Below are 13,448 nucleotides of genomic sequence, written 5' to 3'. Positions count from 1 at the left end.
ATTTATTAATAACCTTATACTGCTATAATAATAAAAAGTAATATGAAATTTGAAGCCTTAAAAAAAAGAAAATTCTGGTTACGGTTTATTGCTTCTGTAATACTTTTACCATTATTCTTTCTGGGTGCTACGGTATTATATATAAATACAAAACAAAATAGTATTATAAAAGATCATATAGCCGATCTAAACAAAACCCATAAAGGTTTTGTTGCTATAGGAAACACACATTTATCACTCTTTAGTAATTTTCCAAATATTTCTTTTAAAGTAGACGATCTAAAAATAAATGAAACTAAAAAGGATAATTCACCAGTTATTCTGGACGTTAAAGACATCTACGTAGGATTTAATTTGTGGGATATCTTAAAAGGAAATTATACCATCAAATCATTAATTGTAGAAGACGGTTTTTTTGATATTGTAATTCATGAAGATAGAAGTCTAAATCTTTTGAACGCATTAAAATCCTTTGATGACACAAAAAGTGACGAACCAATAGATTTTAAGCTTCAAAAAATTAAATTACACAATTTAGATATCCACAAAAAAGATGAAGGTCAAAATACAGACTTAGAAACATTTATTTATGAGGCTGATGGCGGTTTCAATATTGATAATGAAGTTGTTTCAGGACATATTGATACTAAGTTTGAAATGAATGTACTATATAATGGCGATACTACTTATATAAAGCACAAACACTTTGATCTTCATACAGATGTTAGTCTTAATAAAGATACTGGATTGCTTACCATTGAACCTTCTCGGGTTACTATGGAACATGGTGATTTTGATCTAGAAGGAAAAATAGACACCAAAAACGACGTAGATCTTGATCTTGTAATAAAAGGGGCGAAGCCAAATTTTGATATGCTTATCGCCTTTGCTCCAGAAGACCTTATACCTGTGCTAGAACGTTATAAAAATGCAGGGAAAATTTACTTTAATGCAGTAGTTAAGGGACCTACATTGAATCAACAAGTACCTTTTTTTGATGTAAATTTCGGTGTCAGTGAAGCTTTTTTAGAAAACACCAACAAAGGTAAGCGAGTCAAAAACATTGGCTTTAAAGGGCATTTTACGAATGGCAGTGAACGAAGTTCTCGTACAACAACATTCTCACTAGAAGATATGACTGCCAAATTAGGAAAAGGAAAAATTTTAGGAAATGTCGTAATCAATAATTTCGATAAACCAGAAATAGATATGCGATTAAATGCAGACTGCAATCTTGAATTTATAGCTGATTTTTTGAACTTAAGTGAAGTAGATATTGCATCAGGAAATGTTTCATTAAAAATGAATTTTCATGATATTATAGATATTGATAATCCAGAACAAGCACTCAGTAAATTAAATCAGGCTTATTATAGTGAGTTAAAAATTGATAGTCTAAGTTTATCTTCGAAAGATCTTCCAGCACCATTAAAAAAACTGAATGCACATGTGGTAATGAATGGAAAAAAAGCAACAATTAATCAATTTGATATGCTTTTAGGTAAATCTGATATTTCAATAACTGGATATGTATCAGATCTACCCGCTATTGTACATCATACAGATAAATTAGTCGTTACTCATTTAGATATTAAGTCCAAGCAATTAGATATTGCTGAACTTACAAAGTTTTCTGCTACGGATAGTATAAGTGCAGGTATAGATGAGCTAATTAAAGATTTAACGGCTGGATTTTCATTTAAATCCTCAGCAAAGGCTTTTACAGAAAGTAAATATTTACCTAAAGGAGAGTTTTTTGTAGATAGTCTTAACGCGAAACTAAAGCATTATCCGCATAAATTCCACGATTTTCATGTAGATGTATTAATCGACGATAAAGATCTTAAAATCAAAGATTTTACGGGGTTTATTGATGATTCTGACTTTCATTTTAACGGACTTGTACATAATTATGGTTTTTGGATGCAAAAAGAATTGAATGGTGATGTAGATCTAGATGTTTCTTTAACTTCAGATTTATTGCGTTTGGAAGACATTTTCTCGTATCAAGGTGAAAATTATGTACCTGAAGAATATAGACATGAAGAATTTAAAAAACTAGCATTGCATGCGAATTCTAGCATGCATTATAAAGCATCTAAATTACATTCTATAGATGTAGAATTGGACAAGCTGAATACCAAAATGCATGTACATCCATTACGATTTGAAGACTTTACAGGTGATTTTCATTATGAAGATGACCATCTTGTAGTGAAAGATTTTATAGGTAAAATAGGAAGAACTTCTTTTAATATTGGCTTGAACTATTATTTAGGCGATAATGACGCAATTAAAAAACGAGACAATTACCTTAGTTTTAAAGCAAATTATATTGATTACGACCAACTATTTCCTCCTGATGAAACAACAGAGAAGGCTACAATAACTGTAAAATCAAAAACTGCAGATGTTGCTGCGCATGCAGAAGCTTTTAATTTGTATGAGCTACCATTTACGGATATGAAATTTGATGTAGATGTAGATTATTTTATGTATCAACGAATTCATTTACAAGAGATAAAAGCAAAATTACGCACCACTCAGAATCATTACATTTATGTAGATACATTGCATATGAATGCAGCTGGAGGTAATTTTAATATGTCTGGTTACTTTAACGGTAGCAATCCGAAGAAAATTTATCTAAAACCTTCTATAGAAGCGACTAATGTTGATCTTGATAAATTCTTATTTAAGTTTGAAAATTTTGGACAAGATCATTTGGTTTCTGATAATTTAAAAGGACATGTTTCTACTACAATAGATGGAAAAATTAGAGTATATCCTGATTTAGTGCCAGATTTAGATCAATCTGAAATTCACATGGATGTAAAAGTTTTTAATGGAAAATTACAGAATTATGAACCTATGAAAATGTTATCGAGTTATATGGGTGATAAAAATCTTAACAATATCAAATTTGATACCATTCAAAACCATATAGATATCATTAACGGACGCATAAACATCCCTAACATGACGATTGAATCAACATTAGGACATATGGAATTGTCTGGAACACAAGATTTGAATAATAATATTGAATATTACTTAAGAATTCCCTGGAAAATCGTTAAGAAAGCTATTGGATATAAATTATTTAGTAGTAAAAAAAATAGTGGAAATAAAGTAGAAGAGGATGAAATTATAGAAGTTGATCCTACTAAAAAAGTAAAATACTTAAATATAAAATTACATGGAACTGTTGATGATTTTAAAGTTTCCATGAAGAAAGCTAAAAAGAAGAAGTAAGTTATACATCCTGAAAAAATTGAAAGGCAACTTTGATTTGATAAAAAGCTTTACCAGTAACAATCTTCTTTATTTTTTTTCTTTTCCTAGAGTATCTTCAAAAATGTAATGAAACCCATTAATGTACTGCGTTATGTTACTTTGCTTTGGTAAAAGCGAAGTTCTTTAACCCAATTTTCTTGGATTTTTTTCTTTCTAAAAGTTTCTTTAAAAATGTAATGGAATACTCTTTTTGCAGAAAGTGCAGAGGAGTGGAGGCAAAATGTGTATGGAATGGCCATGTTTATCTATAATTATTCTTTTTTCGTATGGTAATTGCACTTGTTCATCTATCTTATTTTAACAATACTCTGGCAGCTTATATATTTGAAAGTTTTGTAAAACTAATTCAATACCTCGGATAAAATAATTATGTAGATTTACAAAATAACTATTATCAAATTTGGGAGAAACAATAAAAAATAGAAGGCAGTTTTCGATTCACATATTTATATGGGCAATACTTTATTCAGTTATCCTGTTTTTGTTGTATTCAGAAGGTAAAGAAATTACGCTTAAAATTTGTTTGAGAATTGCGTTTGGAGCAGTAATTTTTTATACGAACTATAGTTTATTAGTGCCGCATTTATTACTTAAGAAGAAGAAAATACTTTATCTATTGTCTATTATCATTCTTTTAATAGTAGCCTATTTGATCATTTCAAATGTATTCCATTTTGACTTTTATAAGAATCAAAACCTTCTAGATAAACGGCCTTCAAAATTTATAATAATTATATTTTTCAATGCTGTAATAATTATTATAGGAATCGTAATTAGAGTATACGAACAATGGATAGAAAATGATAAGATTAAAACGAAAATTGAAATTCAAAAAAATAAAACAGAATTAGAAGCCCTCAAAAATCAACTAAACCCTCATTTTTTGTTTAACTCTTTAAATAGTATTTATTCGTTAACCGTTAAAAAATCTAATGATGCCCCAGAAGCTGTTATTATGCTTTCTGAATTAATGCGATATATGTTATATAAAACTAACGACAGTAAAGTATTACTTAAAGACGAAATTCAATATATTGAAAATTATATTAAGCTTCAACGTATAAGAATAGCAAAAAACGAAAATGTAAAAACAAACATAAAAGGCATTATAACCTCTCAAAAAATTAGCCCTTTACTTTTTATATCCTATATCGAAAACGCTTTTAAATATGGGACAGATTTTAAAGGAAATACTGAGGTCGAAATAACTATTAGTATAGCGGATAGTGAATTACACTTTAAGTGTAGTAATAACATAGGGAATAAAGCTAAAGACAAGGAGAGTTCTGGTATAGGAATGCAAAACACCAAAAACCGTTTGGAGCTATTGTATCCTAATAAACATTGGTTAACCACAGTGGAAAAGGACAATAAATTTTGGGTTGATTTAAAATTAAAATTAGATTAAAATACAACAGATGAAATGTGTAATTATAGATGATGAACCATTGGCAGTAGATGTTTTAGAAACCTATGTCAATAAAATAGGAGGGATGGAAATTGTTGCAAAATGCAATAATCCATTAGAGGCGATTACAATATTAAATAAGCATCAGGTAGATTTGGTGTTTTTGGATATCGAAATGCCTAATTTAACAGGATTAGATTTGGTGAAAACAGTGGAGAACATTCCGCAATTTATCTTTACAACGGCTTATCCACAACACGCTTTAGAAGGTTTTGAATTAAATGCAACCGATTATTTGGTAAAACCTATTCCGTTTAAACGTTTTTTAAAAGCAGTATCTCGGGCCAAAGAAAAGTTTCAGTTAGAACAGTCCATTGCAATACAATCAAATACTTCTCCTATAGAAACTAATAACGACTTTATTTTTGTAAAATCAGAATATGAAAACATTAAGGTTAACTTAAACGACATCGAGTATATTAAAGGGTTGAAAGATTATATTAAAATTCATCTTAAAGATCAAACAAAACCTTTGTTAACATTGTCTAGTTTTAAAGCAATTTTAGAAAAACTACCTTCAAATTTCATTCGAACACATCGCTCTTATATTATTAATATTAATTGCATTCGGGCGTTACAAAAAACAAATGTTGTTATTAATGACGTACGAATACCTATTGGAGAAACCTACAAAGAAGTCGTTCTAAAACGACTTGGAGTCTAAATCTCTTTTACACTTAAACAAAAGTATCTATAAATAATCCTTGTTTGTCGATACTTTTTTTTTGTGCGTATATCATTTTTTTCTTGCACTCAAGTTGCTCGTAACTTTGATGTTAAACGTTAAAAATGGACAAAGTTGAACACGAAAAAAACATTCATAATAGGCTTTATTTTTCTTAATCTTTTACTGATTTCCTGTGGCAGTAGTAAACAAATTGCATATTCTGTAACATCCTACGACCAAAATAAACAATCCACAAGCACAGTATATGACGACACTAATAAGTTAGGATATACTATTACTAAAGATAACTCGCATCTATATGTTACAGTAACTACTCGGGATAGAGGAACACAGGTGAAAATGCTGCGAAATGGTGTAACTATACTCTTTGATAATGATGGGAAAAAGAACAATAACATATCGGTACAATACCCTGTAGTAAAAGAAAATAAGCCCCTTGATATTGAAAAAATAAAAAAAATGAGAGAACAGGGAAATCAACAAGAAATGCTACAAACAATAATGACTTCATTGGGTACAGATATTAGTATTTCCGAAAGTGAAGGAGATCGAATAATTAATAAAGAATTGAACAGTGAAGGAATTTCAGTAAATCATAAAATAGCTCTTGAAGGCTTGTATTATACATTGAAAGTCCCGCTTTCGTATATCGCATCGCCGTCTAGTACTAAATCTATAGGAATTTCTATTAAAGGTATGAAAAAACCTGATGGAAGTAATGGTACATTACCTATGGGTGCAAAATCTTCAGGTCGCATAAAACGAGCTTTAGCAATGCGTGGCGGTATGAAAGGAAACAACATTGATATAAATCAATTAAAAGAGATGTTAACTAATATTAACATTTGGATTCCTATTAAATTAAAGTAGAAATTCCCTAATTAAAATTATTAAAAATGAAGTGTCTAAAAGAAATAATAGTACTATTCATACTGCTGTTTTCAGTATCCATTTCTGCACAAAACACCAATGGTAAAGCCTATTATGTTTTACAAAATAGTGTAAAAATAAACTTAGGGAATCGTCAAATTCCAGAGGCTCAAAAGGCCATGATACAAGAGCGTATCAATAATATGTCTACTAATAATTTTATACTCTCTTTTAATAAAAATTCTTCCATATATGTCGAAGAAGAAAAGTTAGCACAAGATCAGGGCAATGGAATAAAAGCACAACGAATGGGAATGTTAAGAATGATTCTTAATCAAGGTAGTAATGGTAAACTTTACAAGAATAATACTAACAATACGTACAAACATCAAGTAGACCTTTATGGAAAAACATTCCTAATTCAAGATTCACTTCAAACGATAGATTGGAAAATTACTGATGACATAAAAACGATTGGAAAACATACCTGTTTTAAGGCTACGGCCATCGTAAAAAATAAAGGATTACCAGCCAACTTTCGTCTGGGAGAGCAACGGGCAGAGAATTCGAAAGAAGAAATAAAAATAAAAGAGGAAATAATCATAGTAACCGCTTGGTTTACTCTCGATATCCCTGTTTCTCAAGGACCTGCAATGTATTGTGGTTTACCAGGGTTAATTTTAGAAGTAAATGCGGGAAATACTACAATTCTTTGCTCAAAAATAGCATTGAATACAAAAGAAGAAACTATAAATCCACCTAAAAAAGGAAAGAAAATAACTCAAGAAAAGTATGATATCCTTGTAAAGAAAAAGGCAAAAGAGCTAAGAGAAAATTTTCAAAGAGGGCGTGGAGATATTGTTAGATGGAGAAATTAAAAAATAAGTTATGAGAAAAATTATATTCATACCATTCATGATATTTTTTGTTAATACCTTCTCTCAAGAGGTAAAAGTTTCAGGACTTATTAAAGATAATACTGGCTTACCATTAGAATATGCCAATGTGGTTGCCATAAACAGCGTAACAAGAAAGTTAGCATCATACTCGGTTACAAATAATATAGGAAAATATCAATTCTCACTTAAATATAACGCTAATTACATTTTAAAAGTCAGCTTTATAGGATACAAAACTATCTCTGAGACTATAGAGGTAACTGAATCGTCAATAGATTTTGAAAAAAACTTTATTCTTAATAAAGACGATAGTCAATTAGATGAAGTGGTAATTAGCTATGAAATGCCAGTTTCAGTTAAAGGAGACACTATTGTCTACAATGCTGATTCTTTTAAGAACGGAACAGAAAAAAAATTAGGTGATGTACTTAAGAAATTACCAGGAGTAGAAATTAATGATGATGGAGAAATTGAGGTTGAAGGCAACCGAGTACAAAAGGTAATGATAGAAGGAAAAGACTTTTTTGATGGCGATTCTAAACTGGCTGTAGAAAACATTCCCTCTAGTGCTATCGAAAAAGTAGAAGTACTTAAAAACTATAATGAAATATCACAACTAAAAGGTGTAATGAATGATGAAGATAGCATGGCTATTAATATTAAACTCAAAGAAGGAAAAAAGAATTTCTGGTTTGGGGATATTACAGCTGGTGGTGGACCAGACGAACGATATTTAGTGCACCCCAAGTTGTTTTATTACAGCCCGAAAAACAGTATTAATATTATAACCGACATCAATAATATAGGTGAAATACCTTTTACTCGCAGAGACTATTTTAAATTTTCGGGAGGTTTTAAAAACCTAGAAGGTACTGGTACTGCCCTGAATTTAACTTCCGATAATTTGGGCTTTTCATTATTGCAAAACAATATGGCAAATGAAATTGAAACTAAATTTGGAGCAGTAAATTTTAGCTATGCACCAAGTGAAAGCCTTGATATAAGTGGATTCTTTATTTATTCTGGATCAAAAAATGATATTGAAGAAATAACCACAAGAGATTACATTTTAGATAATTTAACAGAGGAAACCACAACAAGTTCTGTTCAAGATAACAATTTAGGTCTTGGAAAAATAAGTGCCTCTTATAAACCGCATAACAACTTTCAATTAGATTATGACGTGTTTTTTAAAGGATCAGAACAAAAAGAAAGTAGTAGCGTTTTGTCTATGACAGCTATTACAAATAATTCCATAAATGAGTTAAAAGAAGATACTCCTTTTTCGATTAACCAGAATGCAAATCTCTATTATACACTAAACGATGGACATATTTTTTCAGCCGAAGTACAACATTTATGGTCTAAAGAAACCCCTTTTTACAATGCAACACTTTTAGGATTAGGTGAAAATCCAAGTGTAGTAGTATTGCCGTTTTCTACGGTTTTTCCTTATGATACCGCGCAAGAAGATTACGGAATACATCAAGATAAAACAATCAATACCCATAAGTTGGATGCTAAAGTGAATTATTACAATGTACTAAATAAAACCAGTAATTTAAACTTTTTTATTGGAGGGACAAATAGTAAACAGCATTTTGATTCTTCAATTTTTCAAACCTTGGACGATGGAAGTATCAATGACTTTTCAGAAGATACGTTTAGTAATGATGTTACTGCTAACTTTTTAGATATCTACGTAGGGGCAAAGTATAAATTTGTTACTGGAAAATTCACATTTGCACCAGGAGTAACCCTTCATAACTACACGTACACTAACCAACAACTCGAAGAAAAACAGGAAGATAGGCAAACCAAGCTATTACCTAATTTTTATACTAATCTACAATTTAAAAAATCGGAAAGTTTACGATTTAACTATTCTAAAACTGTAGAATACCCTGATGTAAATAGTGTCGCACAAGGCTATGTGTTCAATAATTATAATTCACTATTTCAAGGAAATAATGAGATTAAAAATGGTCTGTACGATAGTTTCAGTTTAAACTATCGTAGTTTTAGTTTGTTTAATTATACGAATGTATTAGCTTCATTACGATATAAAAAAATGAATAACCCCATTAAAAATAGTCTTAGCTATCAAGGAATCAACTCGGTATCTACACCTATTAATTCAATCGTAACAGATGAAAGCCTTAACGGAATATTTCGTTGGGATAAAACCATGGGTAAGTATAAAGTTAACTTAAACGCTAATGTGTCCTGGCTCAATAATTTTAATTTGGTAAACGGTGAAATAACCGAATCAGAATCACTAACACAGCGCTATAAAGCAAGTGTTTTGACAAATTTTAAAAAAGGCCCCAATTTTGAGGTCGGTTACCAACGTGCTATAAGCGATTTTACAAATTCAGGTACTAAAAACACCTTTTATACAGACAATCCTTTTGCAAAGTTAGAAATGGTATTCTTTACAAATTTTTCTTTTACATCCGATTATAGCTTCTATAATTATTCTGATGATCATCAGACGCTAAACTCATATTCTTTTTTAAATGCAAATCTTTATTATGGGAAAAAAGACAGTAAATGGGAATACAGAGCAGGTGTTAAGAATATTTTCAATACCCAATCTATAAATCAAAATAAATATAACGAAGCTTTTTCTACCACATCGGAATATTTTGTACAACCGCGTTACGGTTTTTTAACGGTTACCTATAATTTATAAATCCCTTAAAGAGGGGATTCATCTATACATTTTAAGGCTCTGTATAGTAAATTTTAATCCTCTTGTCTTCCATGCTACTTTTGAAGAGTAGTGTAAATTTAAATCAATATAAATGAAGTCAGTTAAAATAGTAACCATACTAACTATTCTGGGAATGCTTTTTATCACTCAGATAACAAATGCCCAAAGAAGAGTAGTTGTAAAAACGCCTCATAGAACAGTTGTAAGAACAACGAGTCCCAGAGTTGTTTATAAAAGACCTACACCTGTTGTAAGAGCAGTAAGAACATTACCTGCTACAGCAGTTGTTATAAAACGTAACGGTATTAGATATCACTATTACAAGGGTCGTTATTACAGATATAATAGAGGAAGATATATTGTAGTTACGGCACCAAGAGGCGTAAGAGTTAAAGTGTTACCTGTTGGCTACAGAAGAATTGTAATTGCAGGAAGACCCTACTTTTATTTTGAAGGAGTTTATTATGTTCCTGTTAACAATGGTTATAAAGTGGTAGAAGCGCCCGACAATATCATAGTGTATGAATTGCCAGAGGAAGCAGAACAGGTAGAAATAGATGGAAAAACATTTTATGAATATGATGGTAAATTGTATAAAGTAGTTACCACTCCAGATGGTAAAGGTTTTAAAATTGTGGGTAATTTAGAAGAATAACTAATTCGAAATGATAGCCCGAATTTTGAAAAACAATTAAAAACTCAGTAATCTTTTTATAATAATAATTAAAAAACAATAAAAAATAGAAACATGAAATTATTAAAAACTAGTATCGTAATAATCCTATTGTTAGTTAGCACGATAACTTTTGCACAAGACAGAGAATTTACAGAAGAACAAAAAGAGCAGGTTAAACAGAAGTTAGAGCTGTACTTTGAGAAATTAGATTTATCCGAAGAACAGCAACCAAAATTTGAAGAAATTACGAAAAAGTATGCACTTCAAATGAAAACATTAAAAGCGAGTGGTAAGAGTAAATTTGCTAAGTACAAGGAATTTAAATCGATTAAAAGTTCTAAAAACAAAGAAATGAAAACATTGCTTTCTGCTGAACAATATAAGATGTATAAAAAGACCCAAAAGGAAATACAAAAGAAGATGAAGGAAGAACGTAAAAGTAGAAATTAAAAAAGCAAACAAAATGATTAAAACGATAAAATATAACTTTAGAACATTTATGTCAGATATGTTAACAGCACTGAATTCGAAAACAATATTAATATTAGGAACATTAGTTCTTTTATTAAGTTGCTCTCATGATGACGATAATTCTATAAATAACGCAGCGCCTTTAATGGAAAATCAAACATTTTCAATAACAAATGACGCAGCCATAGGTACTTCAGTAGGACAGGTTTTAGCTACTGACGAAGATAACGATATTTTAAGCTACAGCATTACTGCGAATAATGACGATAACATATTTGCAATAGACAGTACAACCGGAATGATTACCATTTCAGAAGCACTAAATCCAACCACAACATATACGTTAACTGTGCAAGTTAGTGATGGACAAAATAATACTAATGCTACTATTACCATTAACTTGGTTGAAATAACCGTTACTTTCCCACAAGGACCTTTATCACTTTTTTATGATGGAACTTTAGTTGGAGCTGACTATTGGTCAGAAACTCCAGAAATCCTTTCGGCATCATATGGTTTTGGAGATATTATTGGATTGCCTAGTACAGAAATCAATCAACAACTGGTTGAACAAGCAGGAGGCGCTTGGCTGTCCGATGTTAATTGTGATAACGGTAATACAGGATCCTTAACTTCTTCAGTAACGCAACAGCAATTAGCTAATGGATATATATTAAAAACTCCTTATCAGCAGTTTTTAAAAGATGGTGCTTTAGGTTTAGATGGTATGCCTATTGTGTTCAGTTGGCCTGTGTTAACCAATACAATAGATATAAATGATGTTCAAGTTACATTGAATACGGGAGAAGTAGTTTCGCCAATGGCAATTGGTATACTACCTAATTTTGAAAATAATGAACGTAACTGTATCGTAGTTTTTGGTGAATTTGGTAACCGACTGCCTAGTACAGACTCAGATGCACGTTTTCCTGTAAGAGTAGAAATCGTAGCAGGTGACACACCGTTAATGTTGGCTGGGCCTAATAACCAAATGGTAAGCGCTGTGGGGCTATCTTGGGAAACCACTACAAGCCCATACGACCCAAATAATGGACCAAGATTGGTGGGCGCTAAACTGAACCACGTAGGAACACAAGCAATTGGTGAAGGTATTAGCAATCCTATTGTGAACGCGCAATTGCCGCAAAACGACGAATTTGATTTATATGGTGGTGGCGATTTCCGACTTCGTGTGCTAACCTCAGGTGGTTTTTCACCAGATGGAGTTCGTGGAGTACTACCAACAGATTATGAACGTTTTTTTAGAATTCATGCTACAGCTACAGACGGTTCAACAGTTTTAATCGAAGATGTTGGTGTGGATTACCAAGTTGAAGGTGGTACCCTAAAAGTATTGGGATTATCAGATTTAGGAAACGTGGAAGGCTTTAATGGCACAGTATATGGAGATTGCTATATGGAAGATAGAGACAATTACATAGACATTATTATTGAAGGTGATGAGGCTGCGGCAAGAAACATTACATTCGTAGAAATTCCAAGTTTAGAAGGTGGTTATGATGCTTTTTATAACCCAGGCGGACCAGGAACAACACCTTTTTCAAACGTTAACTACACACAGCCTGGACCAAGGGATTTAGAACCTGTAATTATAGCATTAGATAACCCGATGCGTATAACAAACTAAAAATATTATCAATAACGGCACCTAAAACGGTGTATAACAATAGCGGTTTGAGTGAAAACTTAAACCGCTATTGCGTTTATTTAAGTATAAAGTAGTTGCTTAAAATCCGCCTATTGATTTTTGAGATAGAAAAAAGTGCTAAGATTACAAAGTAAGATTTGAGATAATAAAAGGCATAATTCTATAATATTATGTAAAATAGAATCTGTGTTTTTTATCCAGATGTAGCGATGGCAAAACGGCCTCAGAAAACTTTGGCTAAAACAATAGGTGAAAGAGCGTACATATTTTAGAGAGCTAGCAATACATATTCTTAATACTAACAGATTTTAATGCAAGCTCTAAGTAGTCTTAAAACGTTATAATGTTTTCTAAAATATAGCGATTGAGCCGTACATTGTTTCCAAAGGTTTGTGCAGCCTTGATTTTTTTGTTTCTTTTTTTATCCAAGAAAAAAAGATAAATCAAACCTTAAGAAGTTCTACAGTTTCAATTTCTATTTTACATAATATTAGAAGTTACAATTAAAAGAATGCTCTAATGGAAGTAAGAATAAAGCAAGTGTACAGAAATTTTTAAGTAAGGATTTGAGCAAAGGAAAATTTTGTACTGTTGCGTAATGCTAACGAGAATGTCGTAGAAAAAAATTTTACGGGATTTTCCTCGAATACGAGAATTATAATTAAGAGCAAAAGGTTTAGCTTTTTTTGGTGTG

The 13,448-nt window shown here is 31.1% G+C and carries 9 protein-coding genes; all 9 read left to right on the top strand.

Annotated elements, in window-relative coordinates; genetic code table 11:
• The first annotated feature begins 42 nt into the window (after nucleotides 1-42).
• The gene (locus BLW23_RS04100; protein ID WP_093667953.1) at nucleotides 43-3,255 is read left to right on the top strand and encodes an AsmA-like C-terminal region-containing protein; all 3,213 of its coding nucleotides are present in this window, start codon (nucleotides 43-45) and stop codon (nucleotides 3,253-3,255) included.
• Nucleotides 3,256-3,697: 442 nt separating this feature from the next.
• On the top strand, nucleotides 3,698-4,705 hold the full coding sequence (locus BLW23_RS04095) for a sensor histidine kinase (RefSeq protein ID WP_093667952.1): 1,008 nt from the start codon (nucleotides 3,698-3,700) through the stop codon (nucleotides 4,703-4,705).
• A gap of 10 nt (nucleotides 4,706-4,715) precedes the next feature.
• The gene (locus BLW23_RS04090; RefSeq protein WP_093667951.1) at nucleotides 4,716-5,429 is read left to right on the top strand and encodes a LytR/AlgR family response regulator transcription factor; all 714 of its coding nucleotides are present in this window, start codon (nucleotides 4,716-4,718) and stop codon (nucleotides 5,427-5,429) included.
• A 135-nt stretch (nucleotides 5,430-5,564) separates the two neighbouring features.
• Nucleotides 5,565-6,323 (top strand): hypothetical protein, encoded by a 759-nt coding sequence (locus BLW23_RS04085; RefSeq protein WP_093667950.1) that lies wholly within the window; start codon nucleotides 5,565-5,567, stop codon nucleotides 6,321-6,323.
• A gap of 26 nt (nucleotides 6,324-6,349) precedes the next feature.
• Nucleotides 6,350-7,201, top strand: coding sequence for a GLPGLI family protein (locus BLW23_RS04080; RefSeq protein WP_093667949.1), 852 nt, complete (start codon nucleotides 6,350-6,352; stop codon nucleotides 7,199-7,201).
• A gap of 10 nt (nucleotides 7,202-7,211) precedes the next feature.
• The gene (locus BLW23_RS04075) at nucleotides 7,212-9,917 is read left to right on the top strand and encodes a carboxypeptidase-like regulatory domain-containing protein (protein WP_093667948.1); all 2,706 of its coding nucleotides are present in this window, start codon (nucleotides 7,212-7,214) and stop codon (nucleotides 9,915-9,917) included.
• A gap of 112 nt (nucleotides 9,918-10,029) precedes the next feature.
• Nucleotides 10,030-10,593 carry a DUF6515 family protein gene (locus BLW23_RS04070; RefSeq protein WP_093667947.1) on the top strand — a complete coding sequence of 188 codons (564 nt, stop codon included), beginning with the start codon at nucleotides 10,030-10,032 and terminating at the stop codon, nucleotides 10,591-10,593.
• Between the two features lie 93 nt (nucleotides 10,594-10,686).
• Nucleotides 10,687-11,064 (top strand): hypothetical protein, encoded by a 378-nt coding sequence (locus BLW23_RS04065; RefSeq protein ID WP_093667946.1) that lies wholly within the window; start codon nucleotides 10,687-10,689, stop codon nucleotides 11,062-11,064.
• 13 nt (nucleotides 11,065-11,077) lie between these two features.
• Complete coding sequence (locus BLW23_RS04060; RefSeq protein WP_093667945.1) at nucleotides 11,078-12,733, top strand: cadherin repeat domain-containing protein; 1,656 nt, start codon at nucleotides 11,078-11,080, stop codon at nucleotides 12,731-12,733.
• Nucleotides 12,734-13,448: the final 715 nt, after the last annotated feature.

Origin of the sequence: Tenacibaculum sp. MAR_2009_124 (genome assembly GCF_900105455.1) — a bacterium.
Taxonomy (GTDB): Bacteria; Bacteroidota; Bacteroidia; order Flavobacteriales; family Flavobacteriaceae; genus Polaribacter.
The sequence above is the reverse complement of the archived record's forward strand: the minus strand, read 5'-3'. Positions and strand labels throughout refer to the sequence as shown.